At 41.9% G+C, this 26,040-nt stretch carries 19 protein-coding genes; 10 read left to right on the forward strand and 9 right to left on the reverse strand.

The genetic code is table 11. The features are described from left to right. Positions 1 to 45: 45 nt before the first annotated feature. Together DR864_RS17685 and DR864_RS17690 are read right to left on the reverse strand one after the other, a co-directional pair. Positions 46 to 231, reverse strand: a complete 186-nt coding sequence (locus DR864_RS17685; protein WP_114068215.1) for a hypothetical protein — start codon at positions 229 to 231, stop codon at positions 46 to 48. Beyond that, positions 228 to 1,301: an MFS transporter gene (locus tag DR864_RS17690; RefSeq protein ID WP_114068216.1), complete on the reverse strand. Its 1,074-nt coding sequence runs from the start codon at positions 1,299 to 1,301 to the stop codon at positions 228 to 230. Before DR864_RS17690 ends, DR864_RS17685 begins: the two co-directional genes overlap by 4 nt. A gap of 335 nt (positions 1,302 to 1,636) precedes the next feature. Here DR864_RS17690 and DR864_RS17695 point away from each other — a divergent pair, with 335 nt between their 5' ends. Together DR864_RS17695 and DR864_RS17700 are read left to right on the forward strand one after the other, a co-directional pair. Then, on the forward strand, positions 1,637 to 3,616 hold the full coding sequence (locus DR864_RS17695; RefSeq protein ID WP_162793916.1) for a tetratricopeptide repeat-containing sensor histidine kinase: 1,980 nt from the start codon (positions 1,637 to 1,639) through the stop codon (positions 3,614 to 3,616). Then, a complete protein-coding gene (locus tag DR864_RS17700; RefSeq protein WP_114068218.1) occupies positions 3,613 to 5,430 on the forward strand; it encodes a tetratricopeptide repeat-containing sensor histidine kinase in 1,818 nt (605 codons plus the stop codon). Before DR864_RS17695 ends, DR864_RS17700 begins: the two co-directional genes overlap by 4 nt. Here the strand turns inward: DR864_RS17700 and DR864_RS17705 are convergent. Then, positions 5,427 to 6,074 (reverse strand): response regulator, encoded by a 648-nt coding sequence (locus tag DR864_RS17705; RefSeq protein ID WP_114068219.1) that lies wholly within the window; start codon positions 6,072 to 6,074, stop codon positions 5,427 to 5,429. The genes DR864_RS17700 and DR864_RS17705 overlap by 4 nt on opposite strands. Before the next feature lie 210 nt (positions 6,075 to 6,284). Here DR864_RS17705 and asnS point away from each other — a divergent pair, with 210 nt between their 5' ends. The 5 genes from asnS to DR864_RS17730 all read left to right on the forward strand — a co-directional run bounded on the left by asnS (position 6,285) and on the right by DR864_RS17730 (position 11,847). After that, complete coding sequence (asnS, locus tag DR864_RS17710) at positions 6,285 to 7,736, forward strand: asparagine--tRNA ligase (RefSeq protein ID WP_114068220.1); 1,452 nt, start codon at positions 6,285 to 6,287, stop codon at positions 7,734 to 7,736. A 95-nt stretch (positions 7,737 to 7,831) separates the two neighbouring features. Then, positions 7,832 to 8,152, forward strand: a complete 321-nt coding sequence (locus tag DR864_RS17715) for a DUF3467 domain-containing protein (RefSeq protein ID WP_114068221.1) — start codon at positions 7,832 to 7,834, stop codon at positions 8,150 to 8,152. Positions 8,153 to 8,197: 45 nt separating this feature from the next. Further along, complete coding sequence (locus DR864_RS17720) at positions 8,198 to 9,061, forward strand: bestrophin family protein (protein ID WP_114068222.1); 864 nt, start codon at positions 8,198 to 8,200, stop codon at positions 9,059 to 9,061. A gap of 87 nt (positions 9,062 to 9,148) precedes the next feature. Beyond that, positions 9,149 to 10,069, forward strand: a complete 921-nt coding sequence (locus DR864_RS17725) for an aspartate carbamoyltransferase catalytic subunit (RefSeq protein ID WP_114068223.1) — start codon at positions 9,149 to 9,151, stop codon at positions 10,067 to 10,069. A 29-nt stretch (positions 10,070 to 10,098) separates the two neighbouring features. Beyond that, positions 10,099 to 11,847: a family 43 glycosylhydrolase gene (locus DR864_RS17730; protein ID WP_114068224.1), complete on the forward strand. Its 1,749-nt coding sequence runs from the start codon at positions 10,099 to 10,101 to the stop codon at positions 11,845 to 11,847. A 100-nt stretch (positions 11,848 to 11,947) separates the two neighbouring features. Here the strand turns inward: DR864_RS17730 and DR864_RS17735 are convergent, their stop codons facing one another. Further along, positions 11,948 to 14,521, reverse strand: coding sequence for a phosphoenolpyruvate carboxylase (locus DR864_RS17735; RefSeq protein WP_114068225.1), 2,574 nt, complete (start codon positions 14,519 to 14,521; stop codon positions 11,948 to 11,950). A 198-nt stretch (positions 14,522 to 14,719) separates the two neighbouring features. Between DR864_RS17735 and DR864_RS17740 the strand changes: the two genes are divergently transcribed. The 3 genes from DR864_RS17740 to mraY all read left to right on the forward strand — a co-directional run bounded on the left by DR864_RS17740 (position 14,720) and on the right by mraY (position 18,771). Next, the gene (locus DR864_RS17740; protein WP_229599411.1) at positions 14,720 to 16,834 is read left to right on the forward strand and encodes a ComEA family DNA-binding protein; all 2,115 of its coding nucleotides are present in this window, start codon (positions 14,720 to 14,722) and stop codon (positions 16,832 to 16,834) included. A gap of 106 nt (positions 16,835 to 16,940) precedes the next feature. Beyond that, positions 16,941 to 17,456 (forward strand): hypothetical protein, encoded by a 516-nt coding sequence (locus tag DR864_RS17745; protein ID WP_114068226.1) that lies wholly within the window; start codon positions 16,941 to 16,943, stop codon positions 17,454 to 17,456. A 100-nt stretch (positions 17,457 to 17,556) separates the two neighbouring features. Further along, positions 17,557 to 18,771 (forward strand): phospho-N-acetylmuramoyl-pentapeptide-transferase, encoded by a 1,215-nt coding sequence (gene mraY, locus DR864_RS17750; RefSeq protein WP_114068227.1) that lies wholly within the window; start codon positions 17,557 to 17,559, stop codon positions 18,769 to 18,771. Positions 18,772 to 18,803: 32 nt separating this feature from the next. Here the strand turns inward: mraY and DR864_RS17755 are convergent, their stop codons facing one another. The 5 genes from DR864_RS17755 to ybeY all read right to left on the reverse strand — a co-directional run bounded on the left by DR864_RS17755 (position 18,804) and on the right by ybeY (position 26,005). After that, on the reverse strand, positions 18,804 to 19,325 hold the full coding sequence (locus DR864_RS17755) for a phosphoglycerate mutase family protein (protein WP_114068228.1): 522 nt from the start codon (positions 19,323 to 19,325) through the stop codon (positions 18,804 to 18,806). Positions 19,326 to 19,361: 36 nt separating this feature from the next. After that, entirely contained in the window at positions 19,362 to 21,200 is a 1,839-nt protein-coding gene (locus tag DR864_RS17760) for a tetratricopeptide repeat protein (protein WP_229599412.1), read from the reverse strand. 558 nt (positions 21,201 to 21,758) lie between these two features. Then, entirely contained in the window at positions 21,759 to 23,384 is a 1,626-nt protein-coding gene (locus DR864_RS17765) for an Ig-like domain-containing domain (protein WP_162793918.1), read from the reverse strand. A 236-nt stretch (positions 23,385 to 23,620) separates the two neighbouring features. Then, positions 23,621 to 25,483 carry a tRNA uridine-5-carboxymethylaminomethyl(34) synthesis enzyme MnmG gene (gene mnmG / locus DR864_RS17770; RefSeq protein ID WP_114068230.1) on the reverse strand — a complete coding sequence of 621 codons (1,863 nt, stop codon included), beginning with the start codon at positions 25,481 to 25,483 and terminating at the stop codon, positions 23,621 to 23,623. Between the two features lie 108 nt (positions 25,484 to 25,591). Then, positions 25,592 to 26,005 carry an rRNA maturation RNase YbeY gene (gene ybeY / locus DR864_RS17775; RefSeq protein WP_114068231.1) on the reverse strand — a complete coding sequence of 138 codons (414 nt, stop codon included), beginning with the start codon at positions 26,003 to 26,005 and terminating at the stop codon, positions 25,592 to 25,594. Positions 26,006 to 26,040: the final 35 nt, after the last annotated feature.

Consider the following 26,040-nt stretch of genomic DNA (forward strand, 5'->3'; position numbering starts at 1 on the left):
TAAACATTTAATAACCAATACATTAAAAGCATATACATCCCCAAATTAAGGCTTGTTTCGAGCGCGACGGTAACGGATATAAAATAACGCAGCTATGGCCACCACTCCTGCCACTAACAACAATTCTGTACTACTATCATTGGATTGACTCGATTGATTATAATTCCCAACCTCATCAGCCCAAACCGACGATACCATGAATTGTGCAACCAGAAAAAATAATTTTTTCATGAATTGTAAAGGGTTTTATGAAGTTTGAACGCGTAGAAATATAATCCCCAAGCGCACAGTCCTAACAAGATTAATTGAGGTAAAAAATAAATCTCTGACAGCAGCGAAGAATAAGGAATGACTCCACCCAAGGCAATCGCCAGGCCAAACGTTGCCCCGCTGATGGTAGCCGGCAGTTTTGGGAAAATCCGCTGCAAAGCCGTCACGCTCACCGGTGTAACCGACTGTAACAATCCAGTTCCAAGCATTAACCAGAATAATTTTCGATACCCCCACGACAACGCTGGAACCGCAACTGCCAAGGCGGTCAGTGTGTACAATCTCGCTCCCATGCGGTCGGCCAACCAACCTCCCACGAGTTTTCCAATCATGGCGGCCAAGGCGGTATAAAACAGCCATTCGTATTGATGCGTATACAGTAATTGAACAAAATTCCAGACCGCCGACCGCATGGCAATGGCCGCCAGCAACAAAATCATGAGATAATCGTGCGTATCGAGCAGCGGTTGCTCTTTCCATTGAGTATCCCTTTTTTGAGCGTCAGGGAATTTTGCCCAACCCAAAAACAATATCACCAAGGCTAAACCCGCCATCAGAAAATACATAACCCACTGCCAATGAAGGGCCGCCGCCCATCCGCCCAATGCCAACCCCAAAACCCCAAATGCCGAAAACATTCCCACAAAAACCGACTTTTGTGGGAAACTCATCAACGTAGTACCTCCGCCAGCCACGTGAAAAAAAGCTGAACTGATACCCGCCAACGCCGTAAAAAACCAAACATTTGTCGTTGAAAAGAGAAGTGCGGCAATCATGGCTGCCAATGAAATCACCGAAGCGGCCCGAAACTGACCGACTCGGTCCAGCCATATACCCGCAGGAAGCTGACCGCCAAAAGCCAATACATTGTAGAGCATTACTACTCCTGCAATCTGCCCAAAATCGGCCCGATGCGCCAAGCCTCCCATCAAATATCCCGCCGCCGCATCAGACAAACCATGCCCGAGCCCTAAGGCAAAAACCGTAGGTTGACAGTGTTGAAAAAGAACGTTTTTTGGGACGAAAAACATGGGTTTAGGCTAAGTTTTACTTTGGGCATCAAGTTGTTATCAAATATCACATAAATGCTGAATTTAAGCAAATTTACCTAACTGAAATGCATGGCATAGACCTTTTGAATTTCTTTTTTCATTCAGGAATCCCGCCGCCACAACTCAGCACTAAGACATCCATAATTACCTATATTTTAGCTATAGGAAAACCTATATATTTGGACTATCGGCTTGGAAATGATTACGTTTTGTACTTATTTTCCCTATTCTACAATCAAGGGAAGTCGATGAAGAAATGTTTGTTTTGCTTTTGCTGTCTTTGCTTTTCGGCTCACGCCCAAAAAACGGATTCTTTGCTACGAGTATTGGCAAAAACAGCGGTTGATACCAATAAAGTAAACATTTTGTACGACCTAGGACGGGCTTTTTGGCTTCAGGGAAACGATTCATTGGGAAAAGTGTATTGTAATCAATCAGTCTTGCTGGCGCAAAAACTTCATCATTTACGCGGCGAAGCCAAAGCAAGGTTACAATTGGTTCGAATTGAAAATGAATACCTTACCGACCTAAACACCGCTTACGCCCACCTCGACGCCACCTTAAAAATTGCAAAATCTCTTCCTGATAAATCATTGGAGGGACAAGTGTATTTTCGTCGGGCCCAACTGTATGAGAGTTTTTTCGAGAAACAATCACAGGTAAATCAACTGCTTAACAAAGCCTTACAATTGTTTATTGAAAACAAAGATAAAGTCTGGCAAGGTACCGTATATGCCGAAATGGCTCTTTTGCTCATCAGCGACGGTAAATACGCCGCCGCCATAGACTTGATGCTCAAAGCGCGCAGACTTCAGGAAGAAACCAATGACCTGATGGCCTTACGCTCTACCATTCCCAATTTAGGGAGTTTTTACCGCGAAATGGGCCGCTACGAAAACGCCTTGGCCTGCTTCAAAGAAGCCGAAGTCATTGCCCAAAAACTTAATGACGAACGCCTACGGGCATACATTTTTAGCCAACGCGCCGAGATTTTTGAAAACCAGGGTAAATACAAAGAAGCATTGGATTCCTATCAACGCGCGGCCAAAATCCACGAAATTTCGAAGGCAACTCAGTGGTTGCCAAGGGCCTACGGGCGAATTGGCGGAGCGTATTTTAAACTAAAAGAATACGGAAAAGCACTGCAATACACCCATGCTGCCGATAGTTTATACAAAAGCCAAATAGACTCCAACGAATCCTTGGACCATCTTTCACAAATCAATTTCGGCAAGATTTATTTGGTTTTTAAACAATACAAAAAAGTGATTTCGTACGCTCAAACTGGGTTGGAATGGGCGGCGGGATCTGAGCCACCATTGCGCAAGGAAATGGCCGAATACCACCGTCAACTGGCCGAAGCTTATGAATCGTTGGGGCAATCTCAAAAGGCGCTTTTTCATTTAAAAAACTATAAAGCCGAATCAGACAGTATTCTCAACAATGAAGCACTCCAGAAAATTACCGTTTCTTCGATGACCTATGAATTTGAAAAACAACAACAAGCCAACAAACTTCGTATCCAAACCCTTGAAAACGAACAACTTACCCAAACGCGCAACATTCTTATTGGACTTTCTCTTTTGGGGATAGTAGGATTGGTGTTTGTGTTGTGGTCTAATCGTAGGTTAAAAATCAAAAATAAAGAACTGAAAACGAAAAATCGAGAAATTGAAGAAGCACTTTTCAAGGGACAAAAAATTGAACGCAAACGCGTAGCTTCCGAACTTCACGACAACCTCAATACCAAACTTGCCGCCGTCAGATGGCATTTGGAAGCCATGCAAGCCGAAGACTTTAATCCTTTTAACCAAAAGATTCACAGTCGGTTGATTGACATGGCCAATGATGTTTACGCCGATGTCCGGTTAATTTCGCACAATATGCTCCCAGCCGAACTAGAAATCCATGGACTGGTATCTGCTTTACAAAAATTGGTGGAAAAACTGAACGTAAACACAAAAACCGAATTTCATTTAGTAGCCGATGCAGACCAAACGCGCCCTCCGTCGCAGGTAGAACATGAGCTTTATAACATCGCCATGGAATTGGTCAATAACGTGCTCAAACACGCCCAAGCCACAGAAGTGTGGATAAGTTTGAGCCAAACCGAAACCCAACTCTCGTTGACTGTCAGCGACAACGGCGTTGGAATGCCCACCGAAAGTCAAACGGAAGGAATGGGGATGCAAAATTTACAAAACAGAGTGGATGTTTTATCCGGAAAGCTAACGCTTGGCAGTTCACCCGAAACTGGCACCAAAGTGAGCGTTGAAATACCTATTCGATTATGAAAAAAACCGTATGCTTCCTTCTTTTTTTTACCTTTTCCTTGGGTTTTATTCATGCTCAAAACCCACTGCTAGACAGTCTTATCCACCACATAAAAGACTTATCCACACAAAAAGCCTCTAGCCAACGAGATACTAATATTATTTTGAGTCTGAGCTTACTGACCGAGCGCTCACTTAATATGGGCGATTCCCGTAATCAGTTTTTTTTGGATTCGTTACAACGTTTTACAAAAAAAACCAATTGGCCCAAAGGTTTAGGCTTACATGAGCGGGCTTTGGGAAAACAAAACGACGTGAAGGGAAACTATACCGAAGCGCTCAAGCATTACACCAACGCTATTCAACTCCTCAAAAAAGCAGGAGGGGATTCGTTTGAACTGGCTTATGCTTATGTATTGGCCGCTTTTGTTTTAAACAATAATGGGTTGACGGACAAATGCATTGAGATGCTGAATGAAGCCCTTCCTTATGCCAAAGCCACTAAAAACAAGAACAATCTCTGCTGGATTTATGACTTTCTGGGCGACTACAATTACTATGATTCATTTGGTATCAGGAATTACAAAAAAGCCCTGTTTTACTACAAAGAAGTGGAAAAAAACATTCCCTACACCACTAGCCCAACGCTAAAGGCCGATAATCCGCATTGTCTGGCCAATGTGTACATGAAACTCGGTGACGAAAAAAAAGCCAATGACTACCGCGACAACGCCTTACGCATTGCCAAACATTACAACAACCGTGTTGTCATTTTTGCTACTTACGCCGATTTAGCCGACATTTATGAGCAACAAAAATCGTACGAAAAAGCCCTCGAATATCGCAAAGCTAGTCTTGAATATGCCCAAAAATCAGGTTGGAAAGAAATGGAATCGCGGGCCGAAAATTACATTTACCAAACATACAAGCGCACAGGCGACTACAAAAATGCCCTCAAATACTACGAACTTCATAAAACACACGAAGACAGTTTAGGCCGATTTTCGGTCCAAAAAGCCTACGCCGAACTTCAAGCTAAGTACGAAGCCGAGAAACAGCAATTGCGTATCACCGATTTAGAAAATGAGCAATTAATTCAAACCCAAAATTTTCTAATCGGACTTTCTGTCTTAGGGGTATTGCTAACTTGTTTTATTTTCTGGTCCAACCGAAAGCTAAAGGCAAAAAATCAACAACTAAAAACCAAAAATCGCGAAATAGAAGATGCACTTTTGAAAGGACAAACAATTGAGCGAAAGCGCGTTGCCTCAGAACTTCACGATAATCTTAACACAAAGATAGCTGCATTACGCTGGCGTTTGGAAGCCCTTGACACCTCAAAATACCCCGAAGCTGACCAAAAAATCCACGCAGGCCTTCTCCAAACCCTCGAAGATGTATATGCCGATGTACGGCTTATTTCGCATAATTTGCTTCCGACCGAACTCGAAACGCAAGGGTTAGTAGCAGCCTTACAAAAGTTGACCGAAAAACTCAACGTCAATGCAAAGACTGTTTTTCACTTAATAACCAACGGAATAACAGAGCGTCTTAACCCCAAAATTGAATATCAATTGTACAGCGTAGCCCTAGAATTGGTCAATAACGTACTCAAACACGCCCAAGCACAACAAGTTTGGATAAGTATTTCCCAAAACCATGAAGTAGTCAGCCTGACTGTCAGCGACGACGGAGTGGGCATGTCTAACGTAGAAAAGGCCACGGGCGTTGGCCTGCGCAACATTAGCGCCCGCGTAGAAGCGTTGAACGGAACTTGGCTGATTGACAGTAAGCCAACGACAGGCACCAAAGTGACGATCGAAGTACCCGTTTAAACCAATTTATGCCTGACGGCGTACTTAATGATTCCGATGGAGTTTTTGACGCCCAATTTGCGAAGAATATTATGGCGATGGGTTTCAACCGTACCTACACTGATAAAAAGATGCTCGGCGATTTCGGAGGTGGAAAGTTCCTGCGCAATGAGCCGAATGATTTCCAACTCTCGCGCCGTAACCGCAATCGGCTCGCCGGGCAATTCATTCGAAGGAGTGGAAGCCACCGCTGCTGGGCTCAACAACTCTTTCATGACAGCTTCGCTAAAATACTTTTCGCCACGCGCTACGGTCTTCAGCGCTTTTTCCAACTCTGCTCGATTGGCTTTTTTCATGACATAGCCCGAAATACCCGCCTGAAACGCCTGACGAATGTTATCCGCGTCTTCCGATACGGTTAACATCAAAATTTTTAAATTGGGAAATTTATCCCGGACCTGTAACGTAAGCGCCACGCCAGTAAGGTAAGGCATACTTAAATCAGTCACTAAAATATCTACCTCGTGGGTCTCCAAAAAGCCCATTACTTTGCGACTATCGTTGAGCGTACCAACTACCTCCATATCAGAAATGGTTGAAATAAGCAGCGAAAGACTATCCAATACAATCTGGTGGTCGTCGGTGATGAGTACTCGAATAGACATTTTCCATAAAACGTTAGGGTTATTCAAATGTAAAAGAAGATTTCGGTAAACCCAAAACCTTGATTTCAAAATGGTTCCTTCTTTGCCGAACCACTTTAAAACCCTAATTTTGCAGCCTTTAATTTATTTTGTCGTTCTGAAAGACCTAAAAAGAATGTTTTAGATGTTTACAGCACGGCAATTAAAGCAATCACTACTAAAATTATAAACGTGGGTCCGATACAGATTAAACAGATTCTTTCAGAAGCCAACGTCGGCAGCGAAGTCGTTGTCAAAGGCTGGGTACGTACCAAACGCGAGAGCAAAAACGCCATTTTTATTGCACTCAACGACGGTTCTACCATTCATAATATCCAAGCAGTAGCCGAGCCAGGCCAAATCAACGAAGAAACACTCAAGTTGATAACTACTGGCTCGTGTCTAAAAGTAACGGGAAATTTGGTTGAATCCGTCGGCTCAGGACAAGCCGTGGAGGTAAAACTCACCGACGTGCTCGTGTATGGTACAGCCGACCCAGACGTGTATCCATTGCAACCCAAAAAGCATTCGCTGGAATTTTTGCGGGAAATTGCACACCTGCGTCCCCGAACCAATACCTTCAGCGCTATTCTACGCATTCGTCACGCGTTGGCATTTGCCGTTCATAAATATTATAACGACAACGGTTTTTATTACCTGCATACGCCCATCATCACCGCATCTGATGCTGAAGGAGCGGGAGAAATGTTTCGTGTGACGACCTTAGACCTGAATAAATTGCCACGTACCGATGAAGGCAACATTGATTTCAAAGAAGATTTCTTCGGGCGCGAAACTAACCTAACTGTTTCGGGGCAATTGGAAGGAGAATTGGGAGCCATGGCATTGTCTAAAATTTATACGTTTGGGCCCACCTTCCGCGCCGAAAACTCTAACACTACACGCCATTTGGCCGAGTTTTGGATGATTGAGCCCGAAATGGCTTTCTTCGAGCTAGAAGACAACATGAACTTGGCCGAAGATTTTGTAAAATACGTTATCCGCTACGCCCTTGAAAACTGCGCAGACGATTTGAATTTCTTACAAAAGCGCCTCGAAGAAGAAGAAAAATCAAAACCTCAAAACGAGCGTTCACTGCCTTTGTTGGAAAAACTTCATTTCGTGGTTGAAAATGCGTTTGAGCGCATTACGTATACCGAAGCGATTGATATTTTGATGAAATCCAAGCCGTTTAAAGAGAAAAAATTCCAGTACGAAGTGGCATGGGGCGTTGATTTACAATCAGAGCATGAGCGGTTTTTGGTCGAAAAACACTTCAAGAAACCCGTCATTCTAACCAATTATCCACGGGCCATCAAGTCGTTTTACATGAAACAAAATGAGCAAACGGCCAACGAACCCGGCCCAACTGTGCGCGCGATGGACGTGTTGTTTCCGGGCATCGGTGAAATCATCGGCGGCTCGCAGCGCGAAGAAAACTACGATAAGTTAATCACCCGTATGCATGAAGTGGGCATCGAGCCAGAATCAATGTGGTGGTTTTTGGAAACCCGTAAATTCGGAACCGCTCCACATTCAGGTTTTGGCCTTGGCTTCGAGCGTTTGATTCTGTTTGTGACGGGCATGACCAACATCCGCGACGTGATTCCGTTTCCTCGTACCCCAAAATCGGCGGAATTTTAGGCCCCACTTTCCAGAAGTTATTGATAAACAAAAAGCACTTTCCTTAAGAGGGTGCTTTTTTAGTTATTTTTGCCAACAATAAACCAAATACCCTTATGCTTGACAACAAAAACGAGCCCGAACAGCAAATTAACGTCGAAATTTCGGAAGAAATGGCCGAAGGTGTCTACTCAAACCTGGCTATGATAGCCCATTCAAACAGTGAATTTATCTTGGATTTTATTCGCATGATGCCCGGTGTTCCTAAAGCCAAAGTAAAAGCCCGGGTTATTTTGACGCCCGAGCACGCCAAGCGCTTATTGGCCGCCCTCAAAGATAACATCCGTAAGTACGAAGAGAACTACGGCGATATTCGTCATTCAGAAGACCCTGACATTCCTTTTATGAACTTCGGAGGACCGATGGGCGAAGCTTAGCATCCACACCCACAGAATTTTTCCTGAATACAAATACGCTCAATTATGATCGGGTACAATCCTAAAGATTGGTGGAAACTGATTTTTGCTTTTCACCGCAGTGATACATTTCGGTTTTTACTTCCAGGTATTGCTGGCGTAGCTGCTTACACGGGAGTGGTGGCTTATGTTGAAAACGATGTGTTTCATGCATCTTTCAAAAACACAACCGTTGTTCACTCTTTGGTGGGTTTTGTACTTTCGATGTTGCTCGTTTTTCGTACCAACACCGCCTACGAGCGTTGGTGGGAAGGGCGTAAATTATGGGGGAGCTTTGTTAATAATTCCCGCAATTTAGCCCTCAAATTACACGCGATTTTACCCAGGGACAGCGCCGAAAGGGAAACGTTCAGGGTGTTAATTATCAACTATATATTTGCCGCTAAGGAGCATTTACGTACGGGTGTTCATGTCAAAAAACTCGCCCAAACTGGCCCTTATGATACTGATTTCTATCAACAAAAAAAGCACGTTCCCAATCAAATCATGGGGGCTATTTATCAGGAAATCAATAACCTGTATCATAACCAAAATATTACTGGTGACCAGCTCATTGTTTTGAATTCCGAACTTCAATCATTCACCGACAACCTAGGCGGCTGCGAGCGCATCAAACGGACTCCCATTCCTTATGCTTACAGTCTATTTTTGAAAAAAGTGATTTTTCTGTACGTTTTTACCATGCCTATCGGCTTTGTGATTGAGTTTAAGTACTGGGCCATTCCTATCGTTGCCATTATTTTCTACGTTTTTGCCAGCATTGAGGTCATTGCCGAAGAAATCGAAGATCCTTTCGGAACGGATGCCAATGATTTACCGACAGATATTATTTACGAAACCATCAAAGACAATCTTGAGGAGATTCTTTAATTCCGTTTTTCAAGGTTTTTATGGCTTACTATTTCGCAAACTTGCAGGGTTTTGTACCTTTGCAAAACTTTCTTAGTGCTTCTGACTATGTCACAACTTTCTGTACGGCACCTTTTGGGCATCAAAAACCTCACCGAATCAGACATTTACAGTATTTTAGATACCGCTGCTCAGTTTAAAGATGTCATTAATCGTCCTATCAAAAAAGTACCCTCGCTACGAGATGTAACCATCGCCAACGTTTTTTTTGAAAATTCTACCCGAACACGATTATCGTTTGAGCTGGCCGAAAAAAGGCTTTCTGCCGATGTCGTCAACTTTTCTGCTTCGGGCAGTTCTGTCAAAAAAGGGGAGACGCTTTTAGATACCGTTAACAACATTTTGGCGATGAAGGTCGACATGATTGTCATGCGGCACAGCAGCCCTGGAGCGCCTCATTATTTGTCCCAACGGATTCCTGCCAACGTAGTCAATGCTGGCGACGGTACGCACGAACACCCTACGCAAGCATTGTTGGACGCATTTTCCATTCGAGAAAAAATTGGAGATTTGGCCGGCAAAAAAATCGCCATCATCGGTGATATTTTGCATTCACGCGTGGCATTGTCAAATATTTTTTGCCTTATAAAATTAGGCGCCGAGGTGCGGGTTTGTGGACCCACAACGCTCATTCCTAAATACATATCTTCATTAGGAGTACAAGTAAGTCACAACGTTAAAGAAACCCTTCAGTGGTGTGACGTGGCAAACGTACTGCGTATTCAGCTGGAACGGTTACAAGTGAAATACTTCCCGAGCCTACGCGAATACTCGTTGTATTTTGGCATTAACAAAAAAATGCTGGATGAACTCGACCACGAGATTCTACTAATGCACCCTGGACCTATCAATCGGGGGGTAGAACTTACTTCCGACGCGGCCGATTCCCGTCAAAGCATTATTTTAAATCAGGTTGAAAACGGAGTAGCTGTACGAATGGCGGTGCTTTATCTGTTGGCGCAACAATAGTTGTTGAAGCCCAGATAAAACCTATGCGCATGAAAAAGTTCTTTTTCAGCTTTATTTGCTGCATTCTTTGGGCAAATGGGAGCTTGGCTCAGTCCAAAACCTACTGCAATCCTATCAATTTGGATTATGGGTTTACCCCCATTCCCAACTTCTCCGAAGCGGGTCGTCACCGCGCGACTGCCGACCCGCTGATTGTCAATTTCAAAGGAAAATACTTTTTGTTCTCCACCAATCAATGGGGTTATTGGTGGAGTGATGATCTGTCAAAATGGAACTTTGTAAGTCGGAAATTCCTGTTGCCGCACAACAAAGTCTACGACGAACTTTGCGCGCCTGCCGCTTGGGTCATGGGCGACACATTGTACGTGATTGGCTCAACGCACACCAAAGAGTTTGCTATTTGGAAAAGCACAAATCCCACCGTTGATGATTGGAAAATTGCCGTTCCAGCTTTTGAAGGTGCCGCATGGGATCCCGCATTTTTGTACGACGACGACAAGCGGCTCTATTTATACTATGGCTCCAGCAATACTTATCCGCTTTATGGGTGGGAAATCAATCCTAAAACGTTGCAACCCATCGGCGAACGAAAAGAACTGGTTCGCCTCCATGATGACCAACACGGGTGGGAACGTTTTGGTGATTACAATGACAATATTTTCCTAAAACCCTTCATCGAAGGCGCTTGGGTGGATAAACATAACGGTAAATACTATTTTCAATACGGCGCGCCAGGTACGGAATTCAACGGCTATGCCGATGGGGTTTACGTTTCAGATAAACCTCTTGGGCCTTTTACGTATCAAAAACATAATCCATTTTGCTATAAACCAGGTGGATTCATCAGAGGGGCTGGCCACGGAGGGAGTTTCAAAGATAATTTTGAAAACTGGTGGCACATTACAACGGGTGTAGTGACGGTCAAAAATAATTTCGAACGACGTTTAGTCTTGTTTCCAACGGGTTTTGATAAAGAGGGTATCATGTATTCAAACACTACCTTTGGCGATTACCCGCACACATTGCCCAATGGAAAGGCCAACCACCTAAAAAGCCGTTTTACGGGCTGGATGTTACTCAATTACAATAAACCAGTGCAGGTTTCCTCCTCGTTGAGCGGTTTTGCGGCCAATTACGCCGTTGACGAAGATATCAAGACCTATTGGAGTGCTACTAGTGCAAACAAGGGAGAATGGATTCAGAGCGATTTGGGCGCGATTTCTACCGTCAATGCCATCCAGATTAACTACGCTGATCAGGATGTAGATTCCATGTTTCTGGGAAAATTTACCAACATTTATCACCAATACCGACTTTGGCACTCTTTGGACGGCAAAAAATGGCAAATTTTGGTAGATAAAAGCCAAAACCGTACCGATGTTCCTCACGATTATATTGAATTACCCAAACCCGTTGAAACTCGTTTTATCAAACTGGAAAATATTCACATGGCCACGGGCAAATTTGCCATCAGCGGGTTGCGAGTTTTTGGGAAAGGAAAAGGAAATGCACCAAAATCAGTAAAAGGATTTATTGTTTTGCGGCAGGAAGATGACAAACGCAATGCATGGCTGAAATGGTATCCAGAAAGCGGCGCGCAGGGTTATCACATTCACTTTGGCATTGCACCCGATAAACTGTACAGCAGCATTATGGTGTACGGCAAAAATGAACATTACTTAAAAGCCATGGATAAAAGTACTACGTACTACTTTTCAATCGAGCCTTTTAATGAAAATGGCGTAGGTCAGCGTACGGATGTAATGAAGGTGGAATAATCTGTTTTTGGAAAGACTTGGAAAATTTTAAAAACTTTCCAAGTCTGAAATACACCTTCCCGAAAGTTTTGAAACTTTCGGGAAGGTGAGTAAGTACTAACTACGCCGAATTCCGTGCGGCGTTGATGATACCAAACATGGCACGCATCACCAACTTACTGTAGACATCCACTTCAGCCGCAGGCAAATCTGCCGATTGAAGCTTTTGGAGGGCATATTGTTGAATTGTCATCAGCGGTAATACAATACGCTCCCGAACAATGATGGACTCTTTGGTTACAGGATTTTGATTCATCAATTCTTTTTCGCCCGAAAACTCTAGCATCAGATTGATGCTACGCTCGTATTCCTCAAACATCATATTCCAGAGCGTACTGAATTCAGGGTTTTCCTTGAGGTATTTCGTAGCTGGATAATACGCCTTCATCAATGACTGCATAGAGTTTTCGACGAGTGTACGTACAAAAAGTGAGCGCTTGTATAACTTCTTCAACGCATCCATTTTGCCGTTTTTCTTCAAGGTTTCGAGTGCCGAACCAAACCCGTAAAAACCAGGCACATTTTGCTTCATTTGCGCCCATGAACCCACGAATGGAATAGCCCGCAAATCCTCAAATTTGAGTCCGCCGCCGCTGCCGCGCTTGTCGGGGCGGCTTCCAATTTTGGTTTGTCCGTAAAAACGAAGCGGCGTTATTTTCTCCAAATACGGCACAAACGTCTTATGATTTTTTAGTCCTAAATAGGCATCATACGCTACGTTGGCCAATTCTTCCATCAGGGCTTTATCGGCATCAGAAAGCTGATCTTTGGTATTTTTAGCCATAAAAAGATGATTTTCAAGCCCCGCCGTAAACAATCTTTCCAGATTGTACATGGCCGTTGGAACAGTTCCATAATTTGAACTGATGGTTTGTCCCTGAACGGTTAGCTGAATTTCTTTGTCTTCGATGTCTTTACCCAACGACGCATAGAACGCGTGGTTGTTTCCACCCCCACGACCTGGAGGGCCTCCGCGACCGTCGAAGAACGTGACTTTGACATCATATTCGCGCGAGATTTTGGTTAATTGCTCTTTGGCCGTAAAAATTGACCAGTTAGCGCGAAGGTAACCGCCGTCTTTGGTTCCGTCCGAAAACCCAACCATAATGGTTTGCTGATTTCCGCGTCGAGCCAAGTGTTCACGGTAATATTTGTTCTCGAACAATTGCTTCATTACATCGGCCGCACCCGCCAAATCATCGACGGTTTCAAACAAAGGAACAATGTCAACGCCGATTTCAGACGTTTTCCAGACGTTTTTCATCAACGCCAATACTTCAACAACGTTTAAGGCACTAGCGCAGTTACTGATTACGTAACGATGTGCCCCTGATTCTCCGTTGCGGCGTTGTATTTCACGAATCGCCAACATTGAGCCGTAAATATCCTGCGTGATAGGGTCATGGAAATCCGTCTCTGTCAACTCTACCTGCAATGAAAGTAAAAAGTCTATTTTGCGTTTTTCATCCCAACTTTGATAGTCGGTATACGTAAATACGGGTACCTGTTTCTCAATTTTGGTCAATACTTCCTCCCAAGCCAATGAATGTTTTGGGCTAACCTGGCGAATATCCAAACTGGCAAAGAAGAATCCAAAAAGCTTGATTTTTAGAATAGTATCATCTAAAGAATCTACAAAAAAGCTATCATGATGTTTTACCAAAACTTCTCTGGCCTGCTGTAAATCACTAAGCAATTCTTCGGCGGTAGCGTAATGTTCCTGCTCAGGATAATAGATCGCATTATTAACTTTTCTTTCTGCGGTAGCAATAAAATCCTCCACACCATCAAACGTTAGCCGACGCTTTAGGTACTTTATATCACGCCAATAACATTTAAGCAGAATCTGGCGCAGGCGATCGGCCACTTGCAAGGTCACATCCGACGTTACGAAAGGATTACCGTCGCGGTCACCGCCCGGCCAAAAGCCCAAACGAAAGAGTTCGGTATGTTCCCATTTATCAATTGGGAAGTTGAGCCCACGAAGTAACTTTTTCATGATGGCCGGAATGGCTTCGTAGAATACATTTTCCAAAAACCATCCCAACGTCAACGCTTCATCAAAAGGAGTCGGTTTATTCTTATTGATAAACCCTGTTTTCCCCAGTTGAAGGAGCAAATTATTGACCGTTACAAAATCATTGTCTTTGATGGCTTCCTCCAAATCGGTGATGATACCCAACACTTTTCCCGGATAAAATTGGGTAGGGTGGGCCGTCAAAACGATTCGTACACAAAAATCATCCAATTTTTTGAGCAGCTTTTCACGTAGGTCGTCGCTGTCTATACGGTTCAGGAGTTGCGTAATGGATCCCGGACCATTTAAATCATGCGTTTGGTCAAAACCTGCATCTTCTACTGAATCAAACAAAACTACCTGACGCTCAATGAATTTAATAAAATTAAAAAGCATATCTCGCCTTTCATGCTCGGTAGCGTGTTCGGTGTATTCTTCAAAAAAAGACTCAATGATTTGTTGCGGGCTGTTTCCTGCTTCAAATCCCTCTTCGCTGGCCTGCACAAGCAGTGGTAAGAGTGTTCCTGTTCGAAAAATGTCATGAAACGGTAGACTCAGGAACAAGCTGTTGAAGATATTATACTTCGTTACAACAGCGTCTTGATAAACGTTTGGCATTGTGGGTTATTTATTAAGGTGGGTAATGAGAAGCGAAGAAAGAAAAAAAATTGTACATTTTCAAGAAAACACCTTAAATATCGCTCACTTATTTATAATTAACCAGTATTAGCGTGACTTTCAGACTAAAATAGCTTCCAAATAACAAATCTGGAGAATGTACAGGCATTGAGTCTATTCACTACAATTTGTTAGCTTATGGACCTATTTTTAACCAATAGATTGATTGTAAGCTATTTAAGTATGTCGATTGTTAGCATACTCTTTTTCACTTACTCAACCTCTCAAACACACGCCCAAGAATTTCGTCGACGGGAAATTGACCCAAATTCGGTTGTACAAAATTTGCTTCCGATTCAGTCAGAAGACCTAAACTACAATGAAGTATACGAAAATCTGATTCAACTATATACCACTCCGCTTGACCTTAATACCTGCACTAGAGACGACTTAGCCTCGACTTACCTACTCAACGAACGTCAAATAAATAGCTTTTTTACATATCGTGAACAATTAGGAAAATTGGTCTCCATTTATGAGTTACAAGCCATTCCTACATTTGACTTGCCAACGATTTACAAAATACTACCCTTTGTCACGGTCATTCCTGACAGTAAATTGTTATGGAACGATTTGACGAACCCAACCGATCACTATTTATTAATTAGAACCGAACAATCACTGGAACAAAAACGCGGTTTTACCAACGATGTACCAATATCTCGGGATGGTGTACCACAACGCTTTGAAGGAAGTTCTACACAATGGTACGCCCGGTATCGGTATAGTAAAAGTAGAAATTTTAGCCTTGGTTTTACCATTGAAAAAGATGAAGGTGAAGCCTTTAGGTGGCAACCTTCTCAACACCGTTACGGGCCAGATTTTATCTCTTTTCATGCACAAATACAAAATAGAGGACGTATCAAAAACCTCGTTATCGGTGATTATCAGCTCCAAATCGGGCAAGGACTGATTTACTCAGCGGGTTTTTCTTTGGGAAAAGGCATGGAAACCGTTTATACCATTCGGCGACCTACCACAGGTGCGCGGCCCTATTCTTCCGTTACAGAATCAGGCTTTTTTCGCGGTACTTCCTTCACATACTTGTTGACCAAAAGGCTTCAATTAACTGCTCTGTATTCAAGAGTTCGCCGAAGCGGCAGCGTTAGTATATCCAACGACTTGACGGGCGAGGAGGTAATCAGTACCCTCCAAACAGATGGTTTACACCGAATTCCCAATGAGCTGGCCATTCGCGCCAACGTCGTTGAACAAAATGCGGGTGCCCATTTACTGTATCAATTTGCACGCGGCGAAATTGGTGGCACGATGCTTTACACCCACTTCAGTCAACCGCTTCAACGTGCCGTGGCTGTTCGAAATGAGTACGAATTTAAAGGTATAAATAATCTCTTGACGGGTATTCATGGCAATTACCTTTGGCATAATTATAATCTTTTTGCCGAGGTCGCACGTTCAAAAAGCGGCGGAGTAGGGGTAGTTGCGGGAATACTGGCTAGTATAAGCAAGCGTTGGGATGCGACTTTTTTATTTCGACATTTTGATAAAAACTTTCATAGTTTCTATTCAAATGCGTTTAGCGAAAGTAGTCGTAACAGCAACGAAACTGGCGTGTACATCGGCGGTAAGTATACGATTCATAAAAAACTGAAAGCAGGAGCTTATGTTGACGGTTATCGATTTCCTTGGTTTCGTTATTTAGTAGATAAGAAACCCACCTACGGCTACGATTTTTTAGTGCAAGGCACGTGGACTCCCAACAAAAAATGGGCTTTTTACGCTATTTATCGACAAGAACAAAAGGAACACAATATTGCCTCTAAACTATCAAAGCAGAAATTCGTAACCAACACCAATCGACATCAGCTTATCTTGAATACAGAGTACAACGCCTCTAAAATTTGGTCCTTTCGAACGCGTGCCCAAGGAAGCACATTTGCCTACAAAAATTTCAAAATAGACAAAGGCTGGATGCTAATGCAGGAAATAAATGCTGATTTTGGCAAGATTTCGGCATTGCTTCGATTTTCAATTTATAATACCGACAGTTATGATTCTAGGCAATATGCCGTTGAACGTGATGTACTTTATGCCGTTTCTATGCCCGCTTACTACGACTATGGTTTCCGAAATTTTCTTCTTATTCGATATACTCCTCACGCTCGCACCGATATTTGGGTTCGATTTGCACGTACCGATATGCCTAACCAAGAAACACTAAGTTCTTATGTTGATGAAATCGATGCTTCTCATCGTTCTGAACTAAAATTACAGGTCAGGCATCGCTTCTAAAAAGCAGCAGGCTTGTATATACTTCAAGATTGGCATAACTTTTGATAGTTCCTGTTCACTAAGGTTATAAACCTAAGTACTTGTTTGTCATCAGTTTCCCACTCGTATGAAGCATATATATAAATTAGGAGTTTTAACATTAACCATTTCTGTTTCTTTAGCATGGGTTCTTAATTGTACCAGCTTTAATAAAGTACAGCCACCCCCTCAACTCGCCAATTTCGATAACTTCAATATTATTACCTCTGAGTGGGTTGCCGCAGACCAATGGGTTGCCACTAGTGTTTTTGGCCTTCCAGCAAGAGCCTGTGAAATGAATCAATACAGACTTACAAATGATTTATTAGAGAAAAGTCAGTTATATGTCTATTCAAAAATTGGTGATAATATCCGCCCTTTACCATTTACAACAAATACTTCAACGGCCGAAATACGCTATGATTACACCGTTCCTAAATCCTCCCAACTGCGTATAGTAACGATTGGGCTGAAAGGTAAATTTACACCTGCAGAAGAACAAAAATATCGTTATGTTCTGATTCCTAATTCATTAGCAAAGAAAATACCCGTAAATATGGGTAACTACGATGAAGTAAAGTGGGCTTTTCATTTAAATGATTAATTCCACATTCTTTTTTTAGAATTTTAGTAAAATTGCCTATACTTGCCACCAACGTGCCAAGTATAGGCAATTTTGGCTTTACGCCTAAACAAATTCTAACATGCTTTACTACCTATTTTCTTATTTAGACAAAGAATTCAACTTCCCAGGTGCTGGAGTTTTCCAATATATTTCTTTCAGGGCCCTTGGTGCCACCATCACCTCCTTATTGATTGCGGCGATTTTTGGTGGGCGTATCATTAATTTTCTTCGCAACCAACAAATTGGGGAAACAATCCGCGATTTGGGCCTTCAAGGTCAGATGGAAAAAAAAGGGACTCCTACCATGGGCGGGTTTATTATCTTGGCTTCCTTGCTTATTCCTGCCTTATTGTTTGCCAAATTGTCCAACGTATACATTGTTCTCCTGCTAATTACGGCCGTTTGGACAGGCCTTATTGGTTTTTTGGACGATTACATAAAGAAGTTTAAAAACAATAAAGAAGGGCTACAGGGCAAATTTAAAGTTGTGGGTCAGGTAGGATTGGGGCTAATTGTCGGGATAACCTTGTCTTTCAATCAACATGTCAAAATCAGGCAATACGATAAGCCACTTATTAGTTCGGCTATTGGTGAAGTACAACGTTATACAGATGTTATCAATCCAACAATCACTACTTTGCCCTTTATAAAAAACAACGAGTTTGATTATTCTTCATTATTATTCGGCTTATTACCAGATAGTTATACATGGATTATTTATACCATTGTAGCTGTTTTTATCATTACAGCGGTATCAAACGGGGCAAATATTACGGATGGAATTGATGGTTTAGCAGCAGGAACATCCATCATTATTGCCCTAACACTTGGAGTTTTAGCCTACATCTCTGGAAACGCCAAATTCTCGCAGTACCTCAATATTATGTACATTCCTAACTCTGGTGAGCTGGTTATATTTATTGCCGCTTTTGTGGGGGCTTGCGTGGGCTTTTTGTGGTATAATTCTTACCCTGCGCAGGTTTTTATGGGAGATACGGGAAGTTTGATGCTTGGTGGCGTTATTGCGGTTATATCGCTGGCTGTGCGCAAGGAATTATTGATTCCCATCATGTGTGGCATCTTTCTGGTTGAACTTGTTTCCGTTATTTTACAGGTCAGTTATTTTAAGTATACCAAGAAGAAATTCGGAGAAGGCAAGCGTATTTTTCTAATGTCACCTTTGCACCATCATTTCCAGAAGAAAGGCTATCATGAAGCCAAAATTGTGGCCCGTTTCTGGATTGTGGGTATTATTCTGGCGATTGCAACATTAGTCACCTTGAAATTAAGATAACAATCTCATTATTAAATATTTACGGCCAAAATTTACGGAAGTGTTTTTTGGCCGTACGTTTTTTCTTCCAAAATAACTTTCTTTCCAAACACTCCTTTATTGACTGTCACCACCAACAAATTATCATAATCTTCATGTACAATTTTTGGAATGGACGGCTTGGTTCCCAACCCTTGTGCTATTTCTAAAATTGTGTCGCTGTGGCCGACAACCAATGCATTTTTTCCTTTTATTTTTTTCAACCGTTCTACAATGACACTCACTGGTTTGGGTTCATAAATCTCATATTGTTTCCCCAAGCGTTCCGTTAGAGGTTGCGCTGTATGACGATTTCGTTGGTATTTACTGACAAAAATATGGTCAATTTTTTTGTTGTAGAGACTATCAGATAAGGCCCTTGCGCGCTGATGGCCCCCTTCCGACAACGGTGTATCTGCGCTATCATCTAATCGCTCAGCATGACGTACGATATAAATTTGTGAGGTATAGCATGAATTCAGACTGGCTATTAAACCAATTGCCAACAATACTTCTTTTAATGCTACTTTTACCATTTCACCCTATATTGATTACTCTCTTTATATTGATTTTTAAAGCGTATCGCCACGCAGTTGTCTGAAACGCTTTCTTGCATCGGCAGCATAGATACTTGCTGGATATTTTTCAAGCATTCTCTGGTACAATTCCATTGATTTGTCTTTGTCCTTAAAGCGATTTTGGTACAATTCTGCCATCATAAAAAGTGCATCATCACCCAAGATATCAGTCGAGAACTTATCCACAATTATCTGCAAGTTATCCACTGCTTTTTGATTTTCTCCCATTTTTGCGTAGGTCCGGGCTTTTAGCCACAGAATCTCATCAGCAAGTGGGTGATCTTTGTACCTTACAAACATCCCGTCTAAGCGGTCTAGCGCTATCTGTGTTTGATTTTGATAAAGAAGCAAGTCGATGGCTGCATATTCCTTCATCGCGTCTTCAGAGGTATCTAAACCCGTGTTATCCTGAATCAATAAGCTCAATGCTCCGGCATCGTTGGCAATTTCTCGGGTTGTGGCCATTTTCAGGATGTCCAACAAGGCTTTTGATAACTCAAAATCACCTGTATAATAAAATTGTCGGGCATTGCGCAGTTTGGCTTCATAGCCAAGCGGGGTTTCTTTTTGCGATTTTTCAACTTGTGAATACAACAGTGTTGATTCCCACGGTTCATTTTTTAAGAGAAAAATATCTCCCAAGTCGAGTTTGCACTTATCCACAAAATCGCTTTCTGCTCGGCCTATTTTTACGGCATTCTGTAAAATGACGGTTGCGCTGTCCTTTTCATTCAGATAAAAAGCGTACAAACTAGCCATACTCCGCATCGCTTCAAGCGTGCGATTGTTTTGGCCAAGTTCTCCCAACAACTTTTTATAATCTTCAATCAAGCGTCGCACCGACGTTATTTCCACGGGGAATGTATTTTTCACCTGCTCTTCTCGCGCCACAATCATCATACGCCGGGCATATGGGTAGAGTTGTCCTTGTGGGTAATCTTTTACGACATATTCAAAAGACTGAATAGCTGCTGGGAAATCTTTGTTTTGTAGCGCCAGATTTCCTAAATCAAAAACTTTCGTACCGTTATATTTAAACCGTCTATCCAACGCCCTTTCCTGAATGAACGCTTTACTGAACTGTTTCTTTTGGGTCAAAAACCAAATGAGCATTTCGGCAAAGAAGGGCTCGTTGGGCTGACGTTGGATTTTTTCGTACAGAATCTTTTCAAATTTTGCCTGGTCTTTTTCTTCCCGCAGAAAATCTTGAAAATAGTTTTGAATCACTTCCTTGCTTTGAATTGCTACGCCCAAGCTCAACAATTCTTCAATCATCTGCTCTGTTTTTCCAGTTTGAGCGTACAAGGCCGCCAATTCCATTTTAAATAAATTATCATTTTTTGCCACATCTCTAGCCTTCAATAAAGTGCCAATGGCCGCATCCGTATTATCTATCTCTCTAAACTCATCGGCTAATTCTTTAAAGGCATTCAAATCTTTTGCAGGAATTTGGGCAATACTCTCTTGGTATTTTTGAGCGGCGGGCGCTGCTTGCCCCATTTGCTCCAACATTCGCCCCCAGTACAGTGTATAGAGGTAACCCACATTTTCATCAGATTTCTGCTGACGTTTAAAGAATTTTTCAGCTTCGTCAAAACTCTTGAGTTTGATCATACAGCCCACATACCTCCTCAAATAGATTTTGTTAAAATCTTTTCGCAAGACTTTCTGATAGAGAGTCACTACTTTTTCACACTCACCCTTTTGAAAGTATGCATCTGCTAAGTCGGCATCACTTTGGGCGTGGCTTTCTGTAGACACCAAAAGTAAAATGACACCAATGAACAGTATCCACAAACGATACGGAGTTGTACACATTTTTCCTGCACCCATTTTAATAATAATATATTTAATTTTTAAACTATTATAATCCATTAGCACCGGGGATAAGTGGATAAGAAAGTTATCCCCGCGTTATCCACTTTTTATTAAAACGTAAATGTGTATAAGTAGTAGGTTTATCCACGTTGTTTTATTTTTATCCACAACTGAAATTACTGTTTTTCAGGCATATCTGCAACTATTCACAATTGGACGTGGATTGTGGATAATTTTGTTCACGTTGGGGATGATTATTTTTCCACATTTTAACATGTTTAAAACGGCTTGAAATGATGTGGGAAATCGGGGTACATTCCCACATTTGTATTGTTGATAAATAGTTCTCCACATTATTCAAATGTTATCTACACGTTTTCCCACCACTTATCCACTTACCTATAAACATCTGTATCTGTTATCCACATACTTATTCACATCTTTTCCTCACAATTGTGTTTTTTGTGAAATAGGTGTTTCACAACCTAAAACTTACCTAGCTACTTTTTATACTATCTCAAAAAGTGAACCAAACTGCATAATAGCTTATCCACAGAGTGTGAATGATGTGGATTATTTTGTGGATAAGTCTATATCTATACCACTCATCACAAAGTTTTTCTTCACTTTTACCGCTTCGGTGTGGAAAAACACGGGTTCTGCTAGTTTGTTGGCTTTTACATCGCCCGTATCCCATTGTCCGTTTCCATTTTCATCCACAATTATGCGCAGTGTGTACGTAGCGGGTTTTAGATAGGAAAAAACATAAGGTGTTTTGTTACTGATTGATTTAACTACTTCAAACTTATCATCGAGCAGTTCAACGATAAATTTACTTTTAGCACCCTTTATTTCACCTTCCAATGTGCCGTAGTTTTCCTCATCCATGATGGGGAGCTTATAGATTTTAGCCGGGATTGTGTCGTTTTCTACGCTAAAGAAAGTGGCTTTGGGAATGACTACTTTGAGTTCACGACGTGCTAAAATAGGTCTCGAAAGTGAAAGAATGGCGTGATTATTGGCCCACGTAAAATCGGAAATTTTGATAACTTCGGCTTTTGTACTATCGCTAAATATCTGTATTTGATTAAGCCTTGCTTCGGCTACAGGTTTATTAAAGGTTAGTTTTAGGGCAAAATTTCTAGGCTCTATTTCGCCATTATCGGGAAAATTTGTCTTCATATCAAAGGGCTCACGGTTGGTGTCGGCGGTCTTCCCTCCTCCCCTAGCTTCCCTGAATTTTATCTTCTGGTTATGTTCAAAGGTCAATCCTACCGAGTCAACTATCGTTATTTTGGCCACAAGGGTATCCTTTCGATTTTTAGTGTTATAGAACTTCAGCTCGTTGGTTCCCGCTTGAAAGTGCGGAATTGAGTCTTCTGGATTGTTAAATTTTACTTTGTATTCGAGGAATCCTTTATCATAATTTATGGAGTAATAATTGGCCCTAGGCTGCGTATTTCGCACTTTTGCGGGGGTATTATTGGCCATAAATAGCCTCAACGAAACGCCTGAGATTTGCGTAGAATCAACAATAGTGATGCTATCCCTTAAATACGCGATTTTTTCGGCCCTTGGATTATAGCTCAAAGAGCGGTTTTTATCGTCAAAAGCATATAGGCGATACTTGTTTGGACGAATATTTTCAATGCTGTATCGACCCGCGCTATCCGAACGCGTGAAGTAGCTTGGCTTCATTTTTTCAATATTGAGGGTGTCAGAATTTGGGTACAGGCCTACCAAGACATCCAACAATGGCTTATCCGAGAGTAAATCTTTTACCTGCCCACCCACAGAGGCAGAGTCAATCCCTACACCAGTACTGAATACAACGCGAAGATTTCGGGCTGGATTTTTTTCGCTAAAATCTTTGATGGCGTCGCCAAAGGAAAGGGAATAAGTGGTGGCGCTGTCAAGCGATTTTTTAAATTTAATTTGCAGTCCCGTTGGCCGGGCCTTAAAATCATACTCCCCAGCATCTGGAGTAATCAGGAGTTTTTGCTGTAAATTTTCTGCAACTATGTACTCATCAAACTCTAGGTCAACGGTTCGTCCTTGATAATTTGTTTGCTTATTGTTAGGGATGCTTGATATAAGATTTGGTGGTACGGTGTCCCTCTTTCCTCCCGTAGGCGAAATGGGCTGAGCGCAGGATGTAACCAAAATATACAGTATAATGTAGAATGAAAAATTTCTCATTAGGTGATTGTGAGAATGAAAAACTGGTTTGTAAGTTATCTTTATCATGCTTTTAGCAGACAGTTTTTTTATGTTATACAAGTGTGATTGTTTTGATACAACGAACAAATGGTTTGAAAGCCTTTGCAAATTAACATCTTTTAAATCCTCAAGTTGAATTTAGGGGTGTATTGCAAAAATAAAAGGTGACCATCAAGGCCACCTTTTATTAACATCTTTTAACGACTTATCTGTATTTATCTTCCCAAGTAAATCATCAATACAGATACATCAGATGGACTGACGCCACTTATTCTGGAAGCTTGCCCAAGTGTACCTGGACGGAGGCTTTTGAGTTTTTGACGCCCTTCAAATGACAGAGCGGATACGCGGTCGTAGTCGAAATTTGGGATGATTTCAAGGTCCTCTAATCTATTCATCTTTTCTACCATGAGGTATTCTTTCTCAATGTAGCTTTCGTATTTTACCGTAATCATTGCTTGCTCTAAAGCTTCTTCATCGAATTGATTCAGAAAACCTGCGAAGGAACCCTTTAGGTTCTTGATGTCATCTATTTCAATATCGGGTCGTTTTAGCAACTGATATAAAGGCTGTTTTTCCCGAATTGTTGCGGTGCCCAATTGAACAAGTTGTTCATTTATTTCTTCAGGTTGAGCTTTGATGGTTTTGAGTTCTTTTAAAATTAACTCGGTATTAGCCACTTTTTCACGAACGCGTTGAAGTCGAGATTCAGCAGCGAGCCCGAGTTTGTAACCTTTTTCTGTAAGACGAATGTCTGCGTTATCTTGTCGTAAAAGAGTACGGTATTCTGCCCTTGACGTAAACATTCGGTAAGGTTCGTCTGTGCCTTTATTGACGAGGTCATCTACTAATACGCCAATGTAGGCTTCTGAACGCTTTAAAACGAAGGGCTCCAATTCGTGTGTGTTTTGATGAGCGTTAATACCCGCGATTAATCCCTGACATGCGGCTTCTTCATAACCCGTTGTCCCGTTGATTTGTCCTGCAAAAAATAGGTTCTTGATAAGGTGGGTTTCGAGGGTTAACTTTAACTGAGTAGGTGGGAAATAATCGTATTCTATGGCGTAGCCAGGACGAAACATTTTTGCGTTTTCAAACCCAGGTATTAGGCGTAGTGCCTTGTATTGAACATCTTCTGGAAGTGATGTAGAAAAACCGTTTACGTAAATTTCAACGGTGTTCCATCCTTCTGGCTCTACAAAAATCTGATGTCTGTCTTTGTCGGCAAATCGGTTGATTTTATCTTCAACCGAAGGACAGTAACGAGGCCCTAACCCTTTGATGCGTCCTGAAAACATCGGTGATTTATCAAACCCTGTGCGCAAAGCAGCATGAACTTCTTCGTTTGTGTACGTAATCCAACAGCTTCTTTGGTGTTCAAGCTTAGGGGTTGATGTGTACGAAAATTTAGCGGGATTCTCATCGCCAGGCTGTTCTTCCATACGTGTGTAATCCAGCGAACGCCCATCTATGCGCGGTGGTGTTCCTGTTTTCATTCGCCCCGATTCAAAGCCTAATTCAATCAATTGCTCAGTTATTCCTGTTGCTGACTTCTCTCCTACTCTTCCTCCGCCAAAGTTTTTTTCTCCAATGTGTATTAATCCATTCAAAAAAGTACCATTAGTCAAGACTACTGATTTGCTTTGTATTTCGATTCCGAGGCTTGTTTTTATTCCTGCCACCGCTCCATTTTTGACAATAAGCTCACGAACTGTGTCTTGCCAAAAATCCACATTGGGTGTTTGTTCAAGGGTTAAACGCCATTCTTCTGCAAAACGCATACGGTCGCTTTGGCATCTTGGCGACCACATGGCGGGTCCCTTTGAGCGGTTGAGCATTCTGAATTGAATCATTGTTTTGTCGCTGATAATTCCAGACTGTCCACCAAGTGCATCTATTTCTCTTACTATTTGTCCCTTAGCTACACCTCCCATTGCGGGGTTACAAGACATCTGTGCTATGGTGTGCATGTTCATCGTAACGAGCAAAACTTTGGACCCCATGTTTGCCGCTGCCGCTGCCGCTTCACATCCTGCATGGCCTGCCCCAACCACAATTACATCGTATTTTGGAAACATCTGTTATTCGTTTTAAATGTTGTTATTTTTGCCTGTTTCACGTGTTTTTGTAAAAATCGCCAAAACGTTCCACGTGAAGCATTTGTTATTGTATTGATATATAGCGAGTTATGAGGTTACTAGGTAGAAGTCCTCTTTTGCCCTCATTTCATGTTCCTGTTCATCTTCGTGGTCGTCATAACCAACTAAATGTAAAATGCCATGAGCTAAAACACGAAGAAGCTCTTCTTCGAAAGGTTTGTTTAGTTCTTGGGCGTTGTCTTTTACTCTGTCGATGCTAATGAAAATATCACCTTCGACTACAGCCTCTTCTTCGCTATTATCAAAAGTGATAATATCGGTATAAAAGTCATGTTCAAGGTATTGTCGATTTACATTAAGAAGGTATTCATCAGAACAAAAAATATAGTTGAGTTGGTTCAGCGTAAAGCCCTCTGCTTTGATGATGCTCTGAAGCCAAGATTTGGTTTTGCGGGGTTGCGGAACTTTAAAGTCCACATCTTCAATAAAAAACTGAATCATTTTATGTAGGTAAAATAGAAGAAATGACTTTCAGA

Source organism: Runella rosea, assembly GCF_003325355.1.
GTDB lineage: Bacteria > Bacteroidota > Bacteroidia > Cytophagales > Spirosomataceae > Runella > Runella rosea.

Bases quoted from the DNA above. Each gene is read 5' to 3' on its own strand.
- DR864_RS17705 (WP_114068219.1), bottom strand. From the start codon at position 6,074: ATGTCTATTCGAGTACTCATCACCGACGACCACCAGATTGTATTGGAT.
- DR864_RS17690 (WP_114068216.1), bottom strand. From the start codon at position 1,301: ATGTTTTTCGTCCCAAAAAACGTTCTTTTTCAACACTGTCAACCTACG.
- DR864_RS17700 (WP_114068218.1), top strand. From the start codon at position 3,613: ATGAAAAAAACCGTATGCTTCCTTCTTTTTTTTACCTTTTCCTTGGGT.
- DR864_RS17740 (WP_229599411.1), top strand. From the start codon at position 14,720: ATGGACCTATTTTTAACCAATAGATTGATTGTAAGCTATTTAAGTATG.
- ybeY (WP_114068231.1), bottom strand. From the start codon at position 26,005: ATGATTCAGTTTTTTATTGAAGATGTGGACTTTAAAGTTCCGCAACCC.
- DR864_RS17755 (WP_114068228.1), bottom strand. From the start codon at position 19,325: ATGGTAAAAGTAGCATTAAAAGAAGTATTGTTGGCAATTGGTTTAATA.
- DR864_RS17745 (WP_114068226.1), top strand. From the start codon at position 16,941: ATGAAGCATATATATAAATTAGGAGTTTTAACATTAACCATTTCTGTT.
- DR864_RS17720 (WP_114068222.1), top strand. From the start codon at position 8,198: ATGATCGGGTACAATCCTAAAGATTGGTGGAAACTGATTTTTGCTTTT.
- DR864_RS17735 (WP_114068225.1), bottom strand. From the start codon at position 14,521: ATGCCAAACGTTTATCAAGACGCTGTTGTAACGAAGTATAATATCTTC.
- mraY (WP_114068227.1), top strand. From the start codon at position 17,557: ATGCTTTACTACCTATTTTCTTATTTAGACAAAGAATTCAACTTCCCA.
- DR864_RS17725 (WP_114068223.1), top strand. From the start codon at position 9,149: ATGTCACAACTTTCTGTACGGCACCTTTTGGGCATCAAAAACCTCACC.
- DR864_RS17760 (WP_229599412.1), bottom strand. From the start codon at position 21,200: ATGGGTGCAGGAAAAATGTGTACAACTCCGTATCGTTTGTGGATACTG.
- mnmG (WP_114068230.1), bottom strand. From the start codon at position 25,483: ATGTTTCCAAAATACGATGTAATTGTGGTTGGGGCAGGCCATGCAGGA.
- DR864_RS17730 (WP_114068224.1), top strand. From the start codon at position 10,099: ATGAAAAAGTTCTTTTTCAGCTTTATTTGCTGCATTCTTTGGGCAAAT.
- DR864_RS17715 (WP_114068221.1), top strand. From the start codon at position 7,832: ATGCTTGACAACAAAAACGAGCCCGAACAGCAAATTAACGTCGAAATT.
- DR864_RS17685 (WP_114068215.1), bottom strand. From the start codon at position 231: ATGAAAAAATTATTTTTTCTGGTTGCACAATTCATGGTATCGTCGGTT.
- DR864_RS17765 (WP_162793918.1), bottom strand. From the start codon at position 23,384: ATGAGAAATTTTTCATTCTACATTATACTGTATATTTTGGTTACATCC.